This is a genomic window from Lacicoccus qingdaonensis, assembly GCF_900101075.1.
GTDB classification, from domain to species: Bacteria; Bacillota; Bacilli; order Staphylococcales; family Salinicoccaceae; genus Lacicoccus; species Lacicoccus qingdaonensis.
Genome location: NZ_FNFY01000014.1, coordinates 1 through 17985 on the forward strand (window position 1 = coordinate 1; position 17985 = coordinate 17985).

17 protein-coding genes and 10 tRNA genes are annotated in these 17985 nt (G+C 41.8%); 17 read left to right on the forward strand and 10 right to left on the reverse strand.

Features of this window, described 5'->3' with window-relative positions:
* Positions 1-168 precede the first annotated feature (168 nt).
* Entirely contained in the window at positions 169-498 is a 330-nt protein-coding gene (locus BLR15_RS08400) for a hypothetical protein (RefSeq protein WP_143003945.1), read from the forward strand.
* 84 nt (positions 499-582) lie between these two features.
* Here BLR15_RS08400 and BLR15_RS08405 read toward each other — a convergent pair whose 3' ends face one another.
* The 3 genes from BLR15_RS08405 to BLR15_RS08415 form a co-directional block, all read right to left on the reverse strand.
* On the reverse strand, positions 583-837 hold the full coding sequence (locus BLR15_RS08405) for a hypothetical protein (RefSeq protein WP_092986541.1): 255 nt from the start codon (positions 835-837) through the stop codon (positions 583-585).
* 267 nt (positions 838-1104) lie between these two features.
* Positions 1105-1193, reverse strand: a tRNA-Ser gene (locus tag BLR15_RS08410).
* A gap of 3 nt (positions 1194-1196) precedes the next feature.
* Positions 1197-1271: transfer RNA gene (locus tag BLR15_RS08415), tRNA-Asn, on the reverse strand.
* Positions 1272-1394: 123 nt separating this feature from the next.
* Between BLR15_RS08415 and BLR15_RS14055 the strand changes: the two genes are divergently transcribed.
* Both BLR15_RS14055 and BLR15_RS08420 read left to right on the forward strand, forming a co-directional pair.
* Positions 1395-1550, forward strand: a complete 156-nt coding sequence (locus BLR15_RS14055) for a hypothetical protein (protein ID WP_176754109.1) — start codon at positions 1395-1397, stop codon at positions 1548-1550.
* Positions 1551-1667: 117 nt separating this feature from the next.
* The gene (locus BLR15_RS08420; protein WP_092986543.1) at positions 1668-3095 is read left to right on the forward strand and encodes a Na+/H+ antiporter NhaC family protein; all 1428 of its coding nucleotides are present in this window, start codon (positions 1668-1670) and stop codon (positions 3093-3095) included.
* 265 nt (positions 3096-3360) lie between these two features.
* On the opposite strand, the gene BLR15_RS08425 is transcribed toward BLR15_RS08420, so the two are convergent.
* Entirely contained in the window at positions 3361-4206 is an 846-nt protein-coding gene (locus BLR15_RS08425; RefSeq protein WP_092986545.1) for a VOC family protein, read from the reverse strand.
* 128 nt (positions 4207-4334) lie between these two features.
* Here BLR15_RS08425 and BLR15_RS08430 point away from each other — a divergent pair, with 128 nt between their 5' ends.
* Complete coding sequence (locus BLR15_RS08430; RefSeq protein WP_092986547.1) at positions 4335-4676, forward strand: winged helix-turn-helix transcriptional regulator; 342 nt, start codon at positions 4335-4337, stop codon at positions 4674-4676.
* Between the two features lie 132 nt (positions 4677-4808).
* Here the strand turns inward: BLR15_RS08430 and BLR15_RS08435 are convergent, their stop codons facing one another.
* The 4 genes from BLR15_RS08435 to BLR15_RS08450 all read right to left on the reverse strand — a co-directional run bounded on the left by BLR15_RS08435 (position 4809) and on the right by BLR15_RS08450 (position 7249).
* Positions 4809-5510: a hypothetical protein gene (locus tag BLR15_RS08435; RefSeq protein WP_092986549.1), complete on the reverse strand. Its 702-nt coding sequence runs from the start codon at positions 5508-5510 to the stop codon at positions 4809-4811.
* Positions 5497-6177, reverse strand: coding sequence for an ATP-binding cassette domain-containing protein (locus BLR15_RS08440; protein ID WP_092986551.1), 681 nt, complete (start codon positions 6175-6177; stop codon positions 5497-5499). Before BLR15_RS08440 ends, BLR15_RS08435 begins: the two co-directional genes overlap by 14 nt.
* Positions 6170-6538, reverse strand: coding sequence for a GntR family transcriptional regulator (locus BLR15_RS08445; protein WP_092986553.1), 369 nt, complete (start codon positions 6536-6538; stop codon positions 6170-6172). Before BLR15_RS08445 ends, BLR15_RS08440 begins: the two co-directional genes overlap by 8 nt.
* A gap of 126 nt (positions 6539-6664) precedes the next feature.
* Positions 6665-7249 carry a thermonuclease family protein gene (locus tag BLR15_RS08450; protein ID WP_092986555.1) on the reverse strand — a complete coding sequence of 195 codons (585 nt, stop codon included), beginning with the start codon at positions 7247-7249 and terminating at the stop codon, positions 6665-6667.
* A gap of 142 nt (positions 7250-7391) precedes the next feature.
* Here BLR15_RS08450 and BLR15_RS08455 point away from each other — a divergent pair, with 142 nt between their 5' ends.
* Positions 7392-8120 carry a MerR family transcriptional regulator gene (locus BLR15_RS08455; RefSeq protein WP_092986557.1) on the forward strand — a complete coding sequence of 243 codons (729 nt, stop codon included), beginning with the start codon at positions 7392-7394 and terminating at the stop codon, positions 8118-8120.
* Positions 8121-8138: 18 nt separating this feature from the next.
* Here BLR15_RS08455 and BLR15_RS08460 read toward each other — a convergent pair whose 3' ends face one another.
* Together BLR15_RS08460 and BLR15_RS08465 are read right to left on the reverse strand one after the other, a co-directional pair.
* Positions 8139-8681 (reverse strand): DUF1697 domain-containing protein, encoded by a 543-nt coding sequence (locus BLR15_RS08460; protein ID WP_092986560.1) that lies wholly within the window; start codon positions 8679-8681, stop codon positions 8139-8141.
* 19 nt (positions 8682-8700) lie between these two features.
* A complete protein-coding gene (locus tag BLR15_RS08465) occupies positions 8701-9675 on the reverse strand; it encodes a tRNA dihydrouridine synthase (protein ID WP_092986562.1) in 975 nt (324 codons plus the stop codon).
* Positions 9676-9916: 241 nt separating this feature from the next.
* On the opposite strand from BLR15_RS08465, the gene BLR15_RS08470 reads away from it, so the two are divergent.
* The 12 genes from BLR15_RS08470 to fadB all read left to right on the forward strand — a co-directional run bounded on the left by BLR15_RS08470 (position 9917) and on the right by fadB (position 17952).
* Positions 9917-9990: transfer RNA gene (locus BLR15_RS08470), tRNA-Met, on the forward strand.
* A 16-nt stretch (positions 9991-10006) separates the two neighbouring features.
* Positions 10007-10082 (forward strand) — tRNA-Asp (locus BLR15_RS08475).
* Between the two features lie 21 nt (positions 10083-10103).
* A tRNA-Phe gene (locus BLR15_RS08480) sits at positions 10104-10176 on the forward strand.
* A gap of 15 nt (positions 10177-10191) precedes the next feature.
* Positions 10192-10264, forward strand: a tRNA-His gene (locus tag BLR15_RS08485).
* Between the two features lie 14 nt (positions 10265-10278).
* Positions 10279-10349 (forward strand) — tRNA-Gly (locus tag BLR15_RS08490).
* Between the two features lie 12 nt (positions 10350-10361).
* A tRNA-Asn gene (locus BLR15_RS08495) sits at positions 10362-10433 on the forward strand.
* Positions 10434-10438: 5 nt separating this feature from the next.
* A tRNA-Glu gene (locus tag BLR15_RS08500) sits at positions 10439-10510 on the forward strand.
* A 39-nt stretch (positions 10511-10549) separates the two neighbouring features.
* Positions 10550-10637 (forward strand) — tRNA-Ser (locus BLR15_RS08505).
* A gap of 655 nt (positions 10638-11292) precedes the next feature.
* Complete coding sequence (fadX, locus tag BLR15_RS08510; protein WP_092986564.1) at positions 11293-12852, forward strand: fatty acid degradation protein FadX; 1560 nt, start codon at positions 11293-11295, stop codon at positions 12850-12852.
* 24 nt (positions 12853-12876) lie between these two features.
* Positions 12877-14388: a long-chain-fatty-acid--CoA ligase FadD gene (gene fadD, locus BLR15_RS08515; protein WP_092986566.1), complete on the forward strand. Its 1512-nt coding sequence runs from the start codon at positions 12877-12879 to the stop codon at positions 14386-14388.
* Between the two features lie 52 nt (positions 14389-14440).
* On the forward strand, positions 14441-15646 hold the full coding sequence (gene fadE / locus BLR15_RS08520) for an acyl-CoA dehydrogenase FadE (RefSeq protein WP_092986568.1): 1206 nt from the start codon (positions 14441-14443) through the stop codon (positions 15644-15646).
* A gap of 47 nt (positions 15647-15693) precedes the next feature.
* Positions 15694-17952: a 3-hydroxyacyl-CoA dehydrogenase/crotonase FadB gene (gene fadB / locus BLR15_RS08525; protein ID WP_092986570.1), complete on the forward strand. Its 2259-nt coding sequence runs from the start codon at positions 15694-15696 to the stop codon at positions 17950-17952.
* Positions 17953-17985: the final 33 nt, after the last annotated feature.

Consider the following 17985-nt stretch of genomic DNA (forward strand, 5'->3'; position numbering starts at 1 on the left):
TGATTATTTAATAGACTTGGGTACTCCGGGATACCCCTGGATACATGCGACAGGATTCAACCTCGCGTATGAGTATTCATTCATAAACATCAATGGCTGCAGAACCCACTACTACATGGATTCATTTGATGCTTATGGATACAGCTTGTGCGTTTGAAATTCATTCGCATGGCCAGGGGAGCAGTCTTAAAGTGTAGTTCAACTACAAGGGGAGATAGCTCATGCCCATTAGATCCTTTCAAATCTATGGCTTTATTATCCAGGGTTATCCCGGAATATCCAAGTCGAAAGACTGATAAAAAGAAAGACTATAAAACTTACTATACGAGGGGATCTGCACAGAAAGTGAAACATAATGAAACTGAACAGATAAAGATTTATTCGCCAATCATTGATTACTATCTATATTTAAAAGACATAGAAGAAGAGGAAAGTTACGAAAGAATAGCTGCTGGAAAAGTTCTGCTGGAAATGGCTGATATGAGTTTGTATAGATAGTGAGTATGTTATAATTAAATTACAATATTGAACTTCTATATAATTGTTTGAATCCCTCACAGTGTGGAAACTGGAGGGATTTTTTTATGCCTTTTGTTTCTTGGCAGCCCATGAATAATTGCAATCTTTGCATTGGTTCATTCGGGGTGCAAATAGGGCAAATGGCGCTGCTAGGAATAGTATGCCTGCAATAGGTAGTAAGAACCATAAAATGATACCAACTAACAAAAATATGATGCCTAAACACCAAATAGCGAACATCATCATTGATCTACTGATTTGTTTCACTTTGTTCGATTCGCAACGTGGGCAAGGTTGCCATCCATCATTATGCTTCATAAGAATACCTCCCTTTACAATCATTCTACTATATATATTGAATCTGACTAACCACATTCGAAATGTTCAGACTTCATACTTACAATAAATTAATTATTAATGTTATACTTAGTCTATCGTGTAGTTCAAATGAATCTTCATTGGTCATGGAGTAGAGCGCCCACCGTAAAAAGTGGGCGTTTTTATGCTTATGAAGGTCAAAGTGAGGTCAAAAAGAGGTCACAGAAAACAAAAACCCTATAACCACGCAGGTTACAGGGTACATAACGGAGATGGAGGGATTTGAACCCTCGCGCCGCACAATGCGACCTATGCCCTTAGCAGGGGCACCTCTTCAGCCACTTGAGTACATCTCCATATGGCTCCACAGGTAGGATTCGAACCTACGACCGATCGGTTAACAGCCGATAGCTCTACCACTGAGCTACTGTGGAATATTAATATTGTTTTTCAACCGAACATTAATCATTGTATCAATTTGGTTAATAAAATTCAATATAAAAACACAATTTAATTTTATAAATTTACACAATTTAAATATAAAGGAGTGAAAGGTGATGGAAAGTGGAAAATCAGTCGTGAAAACAGGGGTTGGATTCGGTACAGTTTTGGCAATAACGATATCCTGGAGCCTTCATCAATCGATATTGTGGGCGATCATACACGGTATTTTCAGCTGGCTTTATGTTATTTACTATATTTTAACAAGATAATATCCAGATGATAATAATAAATTTCAGCGGTTCCTTTTTATTTTAATTGAGAAAGTTATATGATACCATGACCTTTATCCTACTTTTATAGTAGGAATTAAAGGGGGGGTATCATTTATGAGTCAAGCGGAAGCGAATGAACCGAAAAAATCGAAATTTAAAATGCCGAATGTCATTGTCATCATGTTATCGCTTATGCTGGTGGCCTGCTTATTCACTTACATAGTACCTGCAGGACAGTTTGACACGAACGAAGACGGCAATCCGATTCCCGGCACATACGGGACGATAGAACAGACGCCGGTGAATCCGGTCGAGGCGCTGAATCTGATTCTTGACGGTGGAGTGCAGGCCAGTACGGTCATTGTTCTGTTGCTTTTCATGGGCGGCTTCTTTGGTGCGATATTCCAGCTGGATTCGATACCGAATATCATCAATTATCTCGTATACAAATATAAGAATATCGGAGCCATGGCTTTATCACTCGGCCTTTTCACCCTGATGGGTTTCATAGGTTTCTTTATCGGCGGAGATATGATGATTGTTTTTGTCACACTTGGTGTAATCATGGCCAGACAGTTGAGACTTGATCCCATATCAGCACTGGCTATGACATTTTTGCCGCTGTTCATGGGCTTTTCAGTCGGTCCGTCTGGAATGGCGATGCTGGGACAGATTTTTGCGAGTGATACACCGCTGTTTTCGGGTTATAGTATGAGGACGATCATTTTCATCATCTTTTTGATCATCACGGGCCTGTACGTTGCGTGGTATACAAAACGGGTTGAGAGTAAACCTGCAAAAAGTCTGATGAGCAATGACCATTGGCTGAAAGAACTGGATTCTGAAACAGAGAGTGAGGATGCAGTGAAGGTGGACAGTGTGTCGTGGCAGGATGTGACAGTCCTGATGATCATGATTATTGCACCGATTATTCTTGCAATCGGCAATACAGTGCTCGGCTGGTCTGAAGTATACGGGAACAGCACATTCATCACTGTGTTTTTTATAGCATTCCTATTAAGCTTTCTGATCAAGAGAAAATCAGTGGATGAAATGATCTCTTCATTTACAAAAGGTGTTCAGGATATGGTGATTGTTGCAATAGTCATCATTTTGGCGACAACAATCAGTGTCATACTGACAGAAGGACAGATTCTGAATACGATTGTCTTTATGATGACGGATCAGCTGGATGACTTGCCGCTCGGCATTTCTGCCATTGTCATTTTCATCATCAATATGATATTCAATTTCCTTGTTCCTTCTGGATCCGGACTGATGGGTGTGATGGTGCCGATTCTGGAGCCTGTTGCAGATGTGTTGGGGCTTACCCAGCAAGTGTTGATTACGGCAATTGGATTTGGCGGCGGACTTGGCAACTTGATTACACCGACACTCGGGGCTACGGTGGGCGCGATTGCGCTGGCAAGGGCGAACTTCGGTTCATGGTTGAAATTTATGATCCCATTGTTCATTTTATGGATGATCACCGGTGCTTTTATTCTTTATTATCTGGCAAATATCAACTGGACAGGATATTGATTCAATTTTTAAGATAAACATAAAAGAAGAAGCAAATCTTGATATCAAGATTTGCTTCCTCTTTTTGAATATTTAAGGCTCTATTGATCCTTAATATTTCGAATATAATTTATTGTAGTTGAAAATGATTCTATAGATAGAAAGTACTCATGTGTACTAATTTTTGGGGGGCCAATAAATTGTAACTGATAATCATTTTCAATTAGAATTATATTCTAAATGAGAATCGTTGTCAATTGAAAATTGGCTTTATTTGATAAAAAAATTATTCACTGATCAAGACTCTGTTGCCTGAAGGATCTTCCGAGAAATAGCCTTCAGATGTTTCTTCGACTTCATAGCCTAATTCCCTTAAGTTTTCAACTGTCTTTTCAACTGCTTCTGCAGTATGATACTTCATCACATAATAGTTCAGGCCAGTACTGTTTTTATCCGGTTTAGGTGCGCCGACGCCGTTCCAGACGTTGACAGCTATATGGTGGTGATAGTTGTCAAAACCTAAAAAAGCAGCCTGTGGACCAAATCTTAAAATCATGTCAAGACCAAGTCCTTTTGTATAAAAATGGACAGCCTCTTCAATATTTGCCACATGGAGGTGGAGATGTCCCATTACAGTATCTTCCGGAAGACCATTAAACGGCTCGCCGGTTTCGGTCTTCAAAACCTCTTGTACATTGAGTGGCTCGGTGACCATATGAACCTGACCGTCATTCCAGCTCCATTCTTCAGGTGCACGGTCGCGGTATATTTCAATGCCATTACCGTCCGGATCATCCAGGTATAAAGCTTCACTGACAGCATGGTCGGATGCGCCGAGCCTGATATCTTTCGTGGAAAGATGTCTGAGAAACGCTGCAAGATCTGAACGTTTCGGCAATAGAATTGCGAAATGATATAATCCGCTTGTTCTGTGCTGATTCATGGGGTTGGAAGGTCTGACCAATCGGAGCAGAGTGGTTTTTCCGTCGGCAGAGAGTTCTGCTTCATTGCCTATTTGGGATATGACTTTGAAGCCGATGACTTCCTGGTAGAAATCCAAGGATTTTTGTAAATCACTTACATTTATAGTTACTTCTGAAACATTGTTTACAGGTGCTTTATGAAAATTCATATTAAGTCTCCTTATTAGTTACTATTTGTAATCAAGTATACATTAACCAATTGATTTAATCAAGTAATAAGTTAATCTTTTAAAAGATAAGTACTTATGTTATAATATATGAAAAGGAAGTGATAGTCATGAGGCAAAAGCAAGGTGAAATGTGCCCACGGTTCGAAAAAGCTGTTAATATTTTAAGTCAGCGCTGGACTGCGCTTGTCATATATCAAATGCTGGAATCTCCAAAAAGATTCGGGGAAATTCAATCTGCAATTGGTGTCAGTGGCAAAGTGCTCTCAGACAGACTGAAAAATATGGAGCAGGAGGGCTTAATCAAAAGGGATGTGTATCCTGAAACACCTGTTGTCATTGAATACTCATTGACAGAGAAAGGTGAGTCACTCGAACCGGTATTAAGGGATATAGAAAATTGGTCCTCAGACTGGATTGAACATCCAGACTCCAAAGAAGCGGTTAAATAGAATCTTATCATTAATCAGCTCAAAATACCTTAAAAGGCATATATATGCTCTCTCTGAGACAGATACTTTAAAGTGGACTGTTGCAGGGAGAGCATTTTTCATGAACTATTTCTTGTACGTTTCCAAAGTCGTTTAATTTGTTGCTGAAGCGGTAAAGAGCTTTCTGTCTCCGCGTTCCAAAGGTGCATTTTTCATCATGAATGCTGACAGTACCAGCAATATTAGTGACGCCAGGGCGAGTATATGAACGAATAACAGATGATCCATGATGATGAATTCGAATAATGGTGTTATATCAAGGAAGAAATATGCGGTGACCGCTGCAAGAATCAACACTGCTGCCAGAGTAAGTGTGCGGATCGTACCGAGATTGAAGTTGATTACCTGCGCGAACATGCCGATTCCGGATAAAATAATCAACCATAAAAAGTCGATCCAAAAATACATTGCCGGGTTCGGATCATTCAATATACCTGCCATGTGGAAAACATGACCATTTTGGAATGTCATCCCGCTGATCAGATGAAGCACGTTTAATATGATGGTACATAAGATGAGAAAAGCCAGTGTTGATATGAATGATGAAACAATGAACTGTTTTCTTGTACCGCCGAGGGCAAGTATAAAGTTGTAGCTTTTGAAAAAGATAAACGGATAGACAAGAAATATTACATAAAACGGACCGAATATGACTCCCAGGTACTCACCGGGATCTGCCCGGAAACTGATGAACAGATAAAGTGCGAATAAGGCGATTGTCAATGCTATATTGATATAGAGTGTCACGCCCATTTCTTTTGAAACAATTTTCAGCGAACCTTTAAGCGAATGCATTAATATTCGACTCCCTTTTTGTTAAATTTACGAGATAATCCTGGAACGGTGCCTTTTCTATAGTGAGATCGTTTGCTTCTGCGCGCATTTTCAAATTTTCGGTGTAGGCTTCATCAACCATGACTTTTAACTGCTTACCGAGTTTTCTTTCTTCCAGTACTGTCATATCATAAAACTGTTTCCTCATATGCGCATCGAGACCATTTGAAGGTTCATCAAAAATCGTAACGGGGGATTTACTCGCAAGTCCGATGACTATGGTGATCATCGTATTCATTCCTTTGGAAAATTTACGTATTTTCTGGTTTCTCGGAAGCTGGAAAATATACACAAGCTCGTCGGCGAGCGTCTGATCCCAGTTACGGTTGAAATCACTGGCGAAACCGAGAGCATCGTTCACATCCCATAGATCAGAGTAGGGGTGGTCTTCCTGCATGAATAATACATGATGCATTGCTTCAATATTGTTGTAGGGAACAACGCCGTCCACTTCAACAATGCCGCTCCCGGGCTTCTCCAAGCCTGATAAGATTTTCATCAATGTCGTCTTTCCGGAACCATTCCGTCCCCATAGACCGACGATCAAAGGTTCTGTTTCAGATAAGTTCACATCTTTTAATATGTTCTTTTTGTCATACGCGAATGATAAATTTTTTATATTAATCATCATTGTCCTCCTTTATAAATTTAATGACCTCTTCTTTTGTCATGCGAAGTCTTTTCGATTCTTCAAGCATAGGCTTGATAAATTGCAGCTGAAATTCTTTCTTTCGTTTTTCTATCAGATTTTGTGTGGCGCCTTCAGCAACGAAAATACCGACACCTCTCTGTTTATATGCACTGCCATCTTCAATCAGCATCGCAAGGCCTTTTTGAGCTGTTGCCCGGTTGATCTGATAAAACTTTGACAGTTCTGTAGTTGAAGGGATCTGATCGCCTTCTTCAAGGTCGCCTTCGATTATATCGTCTTCAATCATTTCATAGATTTGCTGGAATATTGGTCTTGATTCATCAAGTACAGTTCTCACAAAATAAACACCGCCTGTCATGATTGGTTGATTAGTTGTGTAATCAACTATACAGTGTAAAATGTCTTTTGTAAATGGTAAAATAAAAAAACCTTGAATGACATACAAATTGTCATTCAAGGTTTTCTATTCAGACCACATTCCCGCATTGTCATTCTTCGCCTGTTCTTCCGCCTCTTCGAACTGTTCCAGATAACTGGTATTCGGAGGGTTGGCGTAACGTACTGTAGCGAGTCCTTCACGGAGCAACACTTCATTGATCATTTCGCCGTCAGCATATACATAGGCGAGGAACCTGTCATAGTCATCTGTAGTGGGACCGACATCGAATTCCACTTCGATCGTGTCTGCCTCTGTCAGTAGTTCCTCGACCCTGTCTGCTGCTTCCACGGCATACGGTTCGGGAGTGCCGGAGTCTGTATTCACTTCAGGTGTGTCGATGATCAGATATCTGAAACTTTCGCTCTGTCCCTCGAAATTGAACCGTGTGGTATCTCCATCAATTAATTGGTCCACGGTCACTTCATGAAACTCCCCAAGCGTATATTCTCCGGAGCCTCCGGTTGAATCTGAATCTTCCCCTGAAAAGAAATAGGTGACGGCGACAAGGACAACGACCAGCAACACGCCCGGCCAGCCGAGTTTTTTGATCATCCTTCTGTTTCGGCGGTTATTCAGCTGATTAAGGTCAAAATTTCGTTTGCGACTCATATAAACATCCTTTATGTATAGTTCGTTTCATATATTATATTATAGTTTTTGAAAATTATACATATCAATTAATATATGAATAAAGCCATTGACCATAACGTAACGTGATGGACTAAATTATAAATATAGAGGAGGTGAGATCATGAAAACAAAAGAAGTCGCTGATCTTGTCGGCGTGAGTATCAGAACACTGCATCATTATGATGAAATCGGTCTGATCAGCCCGGACAGGCATGAAAATAATGAGTACAGAGTATACACGAGTGATGATCTGGCAAAATTACAGCAGGTTTTATTTTTCAGGAAGCTCGGTTTCAAACTTGCCAATATCCAAAAGATTGTTTCAGATCCGGATTACGATCAAAAAGAAGCGCTTTTAATGCAAAAAAAGATGCTGCTGGAAGAAAGAAGCCGGCTTTCAGCAATGGTAAACACAATTGATTTAACAATTCAAAACATGAATGGAGAGATAGAAATGACAAATGAAGATAAATTTAGTGGAATAGATTTCAGCAATAACCCATACGAGCAGGAAGCGAGGGAACGGTGGGGTGATGCGGCAGTTGATGAATCCAATAGAAAAATGAGACAGATGGGCACAGAAGAACTGGAAACGAAATTCAGGGAAATATTAACAGACCTTGCAGAAGTCAGGCATACCGACCCTTCAAGTGAAGAGGCGCAGTCCGAAATCAATAAATGGTTTGTATTTCTGAATGAAATGGGAGAATACTCCCTGGCTGCCTTCAAAAGTCTTGGCGATATGTATGTGGAAGATGAGAGGTTTACAAAAAATATCGATGAATTTGGAGATGGTCTTTCTGAATTCATGCAAAGTGCGATGAACGAATATTATGAACAAAATAAATAACCCCCGAATAAGGGGGGGTTATTCTGCTTCCTGCATCAGGCTGTGGATTTTTCGGACAGTGTTGACATTTCTGACTGTCATTTTTTTATAAATTTTTGTGCCAACGATTTTAGAAATTCCGCTTTTAGAAGCATTTACCTTATCCACTGACCAGAGGACGGCGCCGGGTCTGTATATGACATTGTCGATATCAGGTCGGATTTTTAAATTTTCCAGTATGGATTCATCATCGATCTCGTCCCATAAAAACATGACATCGCTCTTCATGTCATTATCATTCTTCCAGTTTTCCGGCAGAAAATGTATGATATTTTCGATCTCATCTTTACTTCTGAGCAGGACTTTTATATCCAGTTCGAAATCTTTAAGAATGACTGCTTCAAGCGTTTCTGCCAATTTGAAAGTATTAGGGTCTTTATTTGTAAAAATGATGTTGCCTGAATTGATATAAGTGACCACGTCCGTCATGCCGGCTGTTTCAAATGACTTTTTAAGAATTTTCATATCGACCTTGTTTCTGCCGCCGATATTGATACCGCGGAGTAAAGCGACATACATCATAGTAACCACTCCCTTGGCCTTATCTTGCTATCTCATACTGCAGCGCAAATGCATCCAGTAATGAACGTGCCTCATCAGTGGACTTTGTGTTCATCAGGTTATTCCTGAGTTCTCCGGCGCCTCTGAATCCTTTGACGTATATTTTGAAGAAGCGGTGAAGTGTAATATATCTTCTTTCTACGATTTCTGAATATTTATCAAAAAGATCAAGGTGCAGACGCAGCAGTTCGAGGTATTCATCACTGGTGTGTTCCTTTTGATCCACTTCGAACGCAAACGGGTTTTTAAATATGCCACGGCCGATCATCACGCCGTCCACACCATATTTTTCAACGAGTTCCAGACCTGTTTTACGGTCGGGGATGTCACCATTGATTGTAAGGAGAGTATCCGGTGCGATTTCATCACGAAGTTTTTTGATTTCCGGGATCAGTTCCCAGTGTGCATCCACTTTACTCATCTCTTTTCTTGTACGGAGGTGGATGGAAAGGTTCGCAATATCCTGTTCCAAAATATGCTTCAGCCAGTCGTGCCATTCATCCACTTTAAGCATGCCGAGACGGGTTTTGACACTGACGGGAAGACCGCCTGCCTTTGCTGCCTGTATCAGTTCGGCCGCCACTTCGGGGCGCTGGATCAGGCCGCATCCCTTGCCGTTGCCGACCACATTGGCGACCGGACATCCCATGTTGATATCGAGACCTTTGAATCCGGCTTCCGCCATGCCGATGCTCATTTCCCGGAAATGTTCGGGCTTATCTCCCCAAATATGAGCAACAATCGGCTGTTCATCTTCTGTAAAAGACAGCCGGCCGCGTACACTGGCTTTCCCGTCCGGGTGGCAGTAGCTGTCAGAGTTTGTAAACTCTGTAAAATACACATCAGGCGCTGCTGCTTCAGAGACTACATGGCGGAACACCACATCAGTCACATCTTCCATTGGTGCCAGCACGAAAAAAGGGCGGGGCAGATCCTGCCAAAAATTTTCTTTCATAAAATACAATCCTCTCAATGACTTCATATATAACGATATATGAGTCTTAAAATAACATGTATATTATACCAGAATATATCAGAATTAAAAGTAGGTTGAAATATAGTAATTGGATGATAATCGTCACTATTCATTAAGAAGGTGTAAATTTAACATTAAAATATAGTAAAAAATACTTGAAAAGATTCAGGAAAAAGGATAATATAATATTCAGGCGTTAAAAGCGCTCTAATAATATTGCCGCGGGATGGAGCAGTTCGGTAGCTCGTCGGGCTCATAACCCGGAGGTCGTTGGTTCGAATCCAACTCCCGCAATTTTTTTATTTGAAGTGGTCCCGTGGTGTAGCGGTTAACATGCCTGCCTGTCACGCAGGAGATCGCGGGTTCAATTCCCGTCGGGACCGCCATTTGTTTTAATTACATATGCAGGTCCAGTAGCTCAGTCGGTAGAGCAAAGGATTGAAAATCCTTGTGTCGGCGGTTCGATTCCGTCCTGGACCATTTAGCACCTTTATGGCGGTTGTGGTGAAGTGGTTAACACACCGGATTGTGGTTCCGGCATGCGTGGGTTCGAACCCCATCAGCCGCCCTTTATATTTTGATGCGGGTGTAGTTAAATGGTATAACCTCAGCCTTCCAAGCTGATGTTGTCGGTTCGATTCCGATCACCCGCTTTTACTTATTATTCCACAGTAGCTCAGTGGTAGAGCTATCGGCTGTTAACCGATCGGTCGTAGGTTCGAATCCTACCTGTGGAGCTTTTGGCCCGTTGGTCAAGCGGTTAAGACACCGCCCTTTCACGGCGGTAACACGGGTTCGAGTCCCGTACGGGTCATAATTAGAAGTGTACTCATTGCACTTCTATTTTTATTGTGGACAGTTGGCCGAGCGGCTTAAGGCGCACGCCTGGAACGCGTGTAAACGGTTTTCCCGTTTCTAGGGTTCAAATCCCTAACTGTCCGTTACTTAATACCCTTGTCAAACTTCGGTTTGACAAGGGTATTTTTTATTTGGCTGAAAAACGATGGAGTGAATAAACACAAGTCATCCGTTTGTTCCGTATCAGATGTGTGGTGAAGAAGGGGGAGGGGGTGTCAATTTTTCAGGTGGCTTACTTAAAGGACATGGAGATTTTGAAACAATTGATTTTATTGCCTTTTAAATATTTCAAAGAATGATCGATTTAAGATGACTGGGAATGAGTTTTGGAATATGTGTAAAAATTTAATGAAAAATCTGAAGTAATGGAAGAATAGTAAGCCGATTATTAAATCATCAGGTGAGTGCCTGGTGATTTTTTATGTGCTTGGACATTTTTTGAGTTAAAAGTCAACTTTTATTTATTTCATTATAATTAAATAATATATTTCAAAAGTTTCAAAAGGTAAAAATAACAATAACCCTTGATATAACGTTAATGACAGTGGTTTGACCACTGATTATTAGGACCAAGTCTTAGTATTAGGTATGAAATTAAAATTTTAAAAATATTGAATTATTTGAAATGAAATCGTTTACATTTAAGAAATGTGGTGTTACATTTATTAATGTGAAAAGGGGGAAAACAAAGGAATGTTTATAATTAGAAAATTTTATTAAATGTCGGGAGATTGGGATATGGAGATTATTTCATACAGAGATTTAAAAAATATTGTTAAAAACGGAGATGTTATTGCTGTTGCTGCCTTATCCACCGGCAACCTGCCGATGGAAATATTAAAGCACCTGGCGGAACAGCATGATGAAGACGGGACACCTGATAATCTGACTTTTATCGTTTCAAATGATATCAGTGACTTTGATGACGGTTTCGATTTCGATTCTTTTGTAGCAAGGGGTATGGTGAAAAGAATCATTTCCAGTTTAATTATAGCGTCACCGTTTACAATCGAAGCGATCAAGAATAATGAGATTGAGGGTTATTTTCTGCCACAGGGCGTTATTGCGACACATTACAGGCATCATTCATCATCTTTGCCGGGAATGATTTCCAAAATCGGATTGAACACGGTTGTGGATCCGAGACATTCAGGCGGTAAAATGAACGATGTCACTGAGGAGGATCTGGTTTCATTGCTTGAAATTAATGATGAAGAATATCTTCATTATAATTTTCCCGCCATTGATGTGACGCTGCTCCGGGGAACATATGCGGATGAGAAAGGGAATATTTTTATGACCCATGAATCTCATCTCGGTGAAGGGTTCAGTGCTGCTTCGGCTGCGCGGCAGAACAACGGCAAAGTCATCGTGCAGGTCAAAGAGATCATTGAAAGCGGAAGATATAATCCGAATGAGGTCTTTATACCGGGGGAGCTTGTCGACTATGTCGTTGTAAATAAAAATCCAAAATATCATAAACAGGTCATTCAGACTTATTATGATCCGGCTCTGTCCGGCCACCACAGAATTGTAAAATCGAAAGAGAAATATTTGGACTTCAGTGCCAGAAAAATCATATTAAGACGTTCATCGCAGTTTTTAAAAAAGGGGGATGCTGTCAGCGTCGGCTACGGCATCAATAATGAACTGAGCAATGTCTTAAGAGAAGAACGTGCTGATGATCTTGTCAGATTGAATATCGATACGGGAATTTTCGGCGGTATGATCGGCAGCGGGAATCACTTCGGCATGAATTACAATCTTGATGCCAGAATGCGGCATGATATGACATGGGACTTTATTTTTAATGGCGGTCTGGACATTGCGTTTCTGAGTTTTGCTGAAATCGACGGTTCGGGAAATGTCAACGTATCGAAGTTCGGGGACAGAATGAATGGCAGCGGCGGATTTATAGATATCAGTCAGACGATTAAAACATTGATATTTTCAGGGACGATGGTCGTGGGGGCGAAGTCGGCCTGTGAAAATAATGAATTGCATATTGAAGAAGAGGGGTTTTCGAAGAAGTTTGTAGATCATGTTAAAAGTCTGGACTTTAATGCTGCTTATTCCAGAGAACTTGGACAGACCGTCTATTATGTTACGGAACGCGCAGTCTTCCAGCTGACTGATGAAGGTTTGGAAATGATTGAAATCGCACCGGGTCTTGAGTTGGAACGTGATGTTCTGTCACAGATGGATTTCAAGCCTGTCATATCTGAAAATCTGAAAGTCATCGACAAAGGCATTTTTCATGAAACATGGGGGAAACTTGCACAATCGATCAAAGAATAACTATTAACAAAGGGGAAGATTTAAATGAATTATGATTGGATTAAAACAAGATCGGATTACGATGAAGAAAAAGCAGCGGTCATTGACCCTCAGAAGGGGACGGAGTGGTCATACCAGGAGATGAATATTCGTGCGGAAAACCTGGCGAATCATTTGAAGGATCAGGGCATCAAACGTGGTGACGTTGTCGGGATTTTTGCGCCGAACGACGTAGCGATATTCGATCTATTGTTAGCATCATTTAAAATGGGTGTTGTATTTTTGCCGATCAACTGGCGCTTAAAGCCTATGGAAATCCAGAGCATCATCGAAGATTCCGGTGTGAAGATGATTTTCTATTCACTGCGACATAAAGAGAGTCTGACAGGTACGCCTGAAGAACTGCTGCACATGGATATCGATTCAGCGGAATATGATGAAATATGCAGCCCGGAAAATCACCGCCCGTTTGAAACGGTTGATGTCGAAAGAGACGATCTGGCATCTCTGATGTATACGAGCGGGACGACGGGACTGCCTAAAGGGGTCATGTTCACATATGAATCATATGTTTCGAACGTCATCAATGCAGCACTGACATATAAAACAAACGCCAACCAGACGTCTATCATTTCGACACCGATGTTCCATGTACTCGGCCTGAACGATACTGCACTGCCGCTACTTATGGCAGGCGGGACGCTCGTTCTTCACAGATACTTCGACGGCGCTGAAATTAATGATCTGATGGCGAAATTCAAACCGGATTACTTAATCATGATTCCGACGATGTTTTACGGCATGCTTGCTGCGGAGAATTTCAATCCGAAAAACTTCGAGAATATCGAATATCTGATACAGGGCGGATCGGCACCGCTGCCGGCTGTCCAGAAGAAGTTTGAAAGCATGGGGCTTACGCTGATCAATGGTTACGGCCTGACAGAAGCACCGCTTGCGATGGTCAATACACCGCACAATTCAAAAGTGAAGCCGATGACAATCGGAAAGCCGATCATGTACGTTGATATGAAACTGTTCAACGATGACGGCAGTGAAACAGAAGACGGAGAAATCGGTGAACTTGGGGTTAAAGGTAAAAACGTCACGGCAGGGTACTGGAACAAACCGGAAATGACTGCCAAATCATTCCGCGACGGTTATTTCTTAACCGGAGACCTTGCAAAAAAAGATGGAGAAGGGGACATCTTTATCGTCAACCGTAAAAAAGAGCTGATCATTACCGGCGGAGAAAACGTACTGCCTTCTGAAGTTGAAGCTGCACTTTCAGAACATCCAATAGTAAAAACAGCGATTGTCGTCGGTTATGACAACCCTGAATACGGGGAATCTGTATCTGCTGCGATTGTTCTTGCTGAAGAAACTGAGAACTACGAAGAGATTCTGGATGCACATATAAGAGAAAGAGTGGCGGGATATAAAATTCCAAGACTTTATCTTGAGATGAAAGATATTCCATTAAACTCTACGGCGAAGCCGGACAGGATGGAAATCCAGAGAATGATGAATGAAAAAGCTAAAGAAAAAGAAATGAATTAATGAAATTTCTAAACATGATTGTAAGCGTTATCATAAATGCGGAGGGAACATTATGACTGAAAAAGATAAAGTATTGAAAGAATTATACCCGGAAGATCTGTTGAATGTATCAAAAGAATTAACTGAAGGGGAAGTTGAGTTTTTAAAACAGCTGGATGATCTGCTGGAAACAAAGTACCGTGATTCAATCAACGACCACTGGGTGAATGCCACAGTGCCGGAAGACTTTTTTGATGATATGGGGAAGCTGAACTATTTCAGAAACCCATTGTTGTTTGAAGGACGTGAAGGGGCGAAAACACCGAGCCAGCTGTTCCAGTTCTTCATGTCATATACTGTGGCACGATTCGACGTGTCTTTAGTTACTGTACTCGGGGTGCACCAGGGCCTCGGCCATAATGCATTTCTGTTCGGCGGTTCGAAAGAACAGGTAGCACATTATATACCGAAGCTGCAGTCGCATGAATTGAGAACATGTTTTGCACTGACTGAGCCGGAGCACGGTTCTGACGTCGCAGGCGGGCTGGAAACAACCGCAAAACGTGACGGTGATCAGTGGATCATCAACGGGACGAAAAAATGGATCGGTGGTGCCAATGTATCGGATGTGATTCCTTTATTTGCCGTAGATGTGGATACAGGAAAACCGAAAGGATTTATCATCCGGCCGGAGCAGGACGGCGTGGATATCGATGTGATTGAAAATAAGATCGCACTCAGAATCATACCGAATACGAATATCCATTTGAAAGATGTTGCCGTAAAGGAAGAAGACCGTCTGCAGAATATTAACAGCTTCAAAGATATTGCGAAGATTCTTTACTCTACACGTGCAGGCGTTGCTTACATGGCGACTGGTGCCATGGCGGGTGCACTGCGTGCAACGCTTGATTATGTCACACAGCGCAAGCAGTTCGGTAAAGAAATCAGCAAATATCAGCTGATTCAGGAAAAACTCGCAATGATGCAGGGAAACCTGTCGCATGCGATGACGTTATCGGCACAGCTGGCACGCATGCAGGAGAACGGTGAATATGATGAAGTCGCAACATCGACGGCGAAAATGATGAATGCTCTCAGACTGCGTGAGTCCGTATCGATGGGACGCGGCATCACAGGCGGAAACGGCATTCTCGCTGAGTATGATATTGCACGGTTCTTCTCCGATGCTGAAGCGGTTTACACTTATGAAGGTACCCATGAAATCAATGCACTCGTCATAGGACGTGCATTGACCGGAGATTCTGCATTCCTGTAGGCGTCCATTTTTCAGCATGACAGATAATATAATTTGGAGGGTTTTTCATGACGATAAGAAAGGCAACTATACTCGGCGCAGGCGTTATGGGCAGTCAAATTGCTGCCCTGCTCGTCAACGCGGGTTTGAAAGTGAAATTACTTGATATAGCTATAGATGAAAAAGATCCGAATAAGATTTCAAGAAAATCTTATGAGATGATTACAGATAAGAAACGACCGCAGCTGTTCGATTTGGATTTTGCACCGAATCTGACATACGGCAACTTTGATGAGGATCTAAAGGAGCAGGATGATGCAGATATATACATCGAAGCGGTGAAAGAAGAACTGGATATTAAACACAGCGTGTGGAATAAAGTGAAGGCAGTCGCAAAGGACGATGCATTATTTGCGACAAACACGTCGGGTATTCCAATCGAATACATCTCTAAAGTGTTCAGCGATGATGAACGTCAGAGATTTTTCGGAATGCATTTCTTCAACCCGCCGCGTATCATGAAGCTCGTTGAAATCATCCCGCTTAAAGATACGGATGAAGCGGTTGTGAATGCTGCTCAGGACTTTGCTGAAGAGAAGCTCGGTAAAGGAGTGGTCGTTGCGAACGATGTACCCGGGTTTGTCGCAAACCGTGTCGGCACACAGACGATGAATGAAGTGATGTACAGAGCTGAAAAAGAGGGACTGTCAATTACTGAAACGGATGCATTGACCGGCCGCAGTATCGGACGACCGAGCCTTGGGACATATGGTCTTGTCGATCTGGTCGGACTGGATATTGCAGTGACCGTGACAAAGGGACTGCAGCAGGTACCGGGCGAAAAAGAATTTTTCCATGATACCGAGCTTGCTGAAAAACTGATGGAAAACGGTGCTCTTGGCAGAAAGACCAAACAGGGATTTTATAAGAAAGAAAAGAAAGGCATCCTAGTCTTTGATCCTGAGACTAATGAATATGTCGAGCAGTCACAGCCGGCATTTGAAATTCTCGGTAAATTCAGCAAAGATTTAAAGGCGAATATGGATATTATTTTTAATGCCGATGATAAAGCCGGGTTATTCATGTGGGAAACATTGAGGAACAATTTTTATTATTCTGCACTCAATGTACCGAAAGCGGCGTCGGATTATAAAGATATAGATCGTGCAGTCGTTTGGGGCTTCAACTGGAAAAAAGGTCCGTTCCAGCTGTGGGATATGATGGGCTTTGAACGTGTAAAAGAACGTATGAAAGAAGAGCTCGGGGAATTGCCTGAATGGATAGAAAACAGAAGTGATTCTTTTTACGATGTGAATGAGTCACTGGAGCGCGTGACGCCTGTCAAAGAATTTATCGACAGTGAAATCTGGAATCGTGAAGATTCTAATTTATCTGTGGCAAATAAAGACCAGCTGCTCCTGAAGCTGCAGAGTCAGAATAATATTATTTCCGACGGCTTTGCGAAGGATCTGATTGAAGCGGTTGATCTGCTGGAAACTGAAGATTATTCAAGCATGGTTTTGTATGCGGACGGCAGAAACTTCAGTGTCGGTGCGAACCTGTATATGATGAAAAAAGCGCATGAAATGAAAAAAGTGGATGACCTGGTCGGCCCGGCAATCGATCAGCTACATGAAAGTTTCAACAGAATGAAGTACGCATTAAAGCCCATTGTCACTGCTGTGCAGGGGAAAGCCCTCGGCGGCGGATGTGAACTCATCCTTCATTCGCCATTTGTTGTTGCGGCGAGTGAAACATACACCGGTATGGTTGAAGCGGGTGTCGGCCTCTTACCAAGCGGCGGCGGACTTGCTGAAATGTCAGACCGTATATTAAGTACGACGCATAAACATGATGATAAGCAGAAGTCCATGACAGAAGTGCTGACCAATATCGGTATGGCAAAAGTTTCGACGAATGCCTATGAAGCAAAGCGATACGGTTATTTACGCGATACCGATTCAATCATTCTGAATATGGAGAAGCGGGTGGAAGCCGCGTTAAATAAAGCGCGCCTTGAATCTGAAATGAACTATATTCCGAAACCGAAAGGCAAGTACATTGCTCTTGGCAGTGACTTTAAAGCACTGGCGCAGGGAACGCTTGATGCTCAGCGTCTCGGTAACTTTATCAGTGACCATGATTACGATATTACGTTGAAAATTGCAGAAGTATTATCGGGCGGAGATCTGCCGCGTAACACATATGTCAATCAGAGGTATTTGCAAAAGCTTGAAAGAGAAAGATTTTTAGAGCTTCTGCAGACAGAAAAGACATACGAAAGAATCAGTTACATGCTTGACACAGGCAAGCCGCTACGCAATTAAAATGATGCACGAACATAGAAAGGATGAAGTTAA

What these genes read in the sequence shown, in the direction of transcription:
- BLR15_RS08400 (WP_143003945.1), top strand. Translation starts at nt 169, where the DNA reads ATGGCCAGGGGAGCAGTCTTAAAGTGTAGTTCAACTACAAGGGGAGAT.
- BLR15_RS08405 (WP_092986541.1), bottom strand. Translation starts at nt 837, where the DNA reads ATGAAGCATAATGATGGATGGCAACCTTGCCCACGTTGCGAATCGAAC.
- BLR15_RS14055 (WP_176754109.1), top strand. Translation starts at nt 1,395, where the DNA reads ATGGAAAGTGGAAAATCAGTCGTGAAAACAGGGGTTGGATTCGGTACA.
- BLR15_RS08420 (WP_092986543.1), top strand. Translation starts at nt 1,668, where the DNA reads ATGAGTCAAGCGGAAGCGAATGAACCGAAAAAATCGAAATTTAAAATG.
- BLR15_RS08425 (WP_092986545.1), bottom strand. Translation starts at nt 4,206, where the DNA reads ATGAATTTTCATAAAGCACCTGTAAACAATGTTTCAGAAGTAACTATA.
- BLR15_RS08430 (WP_092986547.1), top strand. Translation starts at nt 4,335, where the DNA reads ATGAGGCAAAAGCAAGGTGAAATGTGCCCACGGTTCGAAAAAGCTGTT.
- BLR15_RS08435 (WP_092986549.1), bottom strand. Translation starts at nt 5,510, where the DNA reads ATGCATTCGCTTAAAGGTTCGCTGAAAATTGTTTCAAAAGAAATGGGC.
- BLR15_RS08440 (WP_092986551.1), bottom strand. Translation starts at nt 6,177, where the DNA reads ATGATTAATATAAAAAATTTATCATTCGCGTATGACAAAAAGAACATA.
- BLR15_RS08450 (WP_092986555.1), bottom strand. Translation starts at nt 7,249, where the DNA reads ATGAGTCGCAAACGAAATTTTGACCTTAATCAGCTGAATAACCGCCGA.
- BLR15_RS08455 (WP_092986557.1), top strand. Translation starts at nt 7,392, where the DNA reads ATGAAAACAAAAGAAGTCGCTGATCTTGTCGGCGTGAGTATCAGAACA.
- BLR15_RS08460 (WP_092986560.1), bottom strand. Translation starts at nt 8,681, where the DNA reads ATGATGTATGTCGCTTTACTCCGCGGTATCAATATCGGCGGCAGAAAC.
- BLR15_RS08465 (WP_092986562.1), bottom strand. Translation starts at nt 9,675, where the DNA reads ATGAAAGAAAATTTTTGGCAGGATCTGCCCCGCCCTTTTTTCGTGCTG.
- fadX (WP_092986564.1), top strand. Translation starts at nt 11,293, where the DNA reads ATGGAGATTATTTCATACAGAGATTTAAAAAATATTGTTAAAAACGGA.
- fadD (WP_092986566.1), top strand. Translation starts at nt 12,877, where the DNA reads ATGAATTATGATTGGATTAAAACAAGATCGGATTACGATGAAGAAAAA.
- fadE (WP_092986568.1), top strand. Translation starts at nt 14,441, where the DNA reads ATGACTGAAAAAGATAAAGTATTGAAAGAATTATACCCGGAAGATCTG.
- fadB (WP_092986570.1), top strand. Translation starts at nt 15,694, where the DNA reads ATGACGATAAGAAAGGCAACTATACTCGGCGCAGGCGTTATGGGCAGT.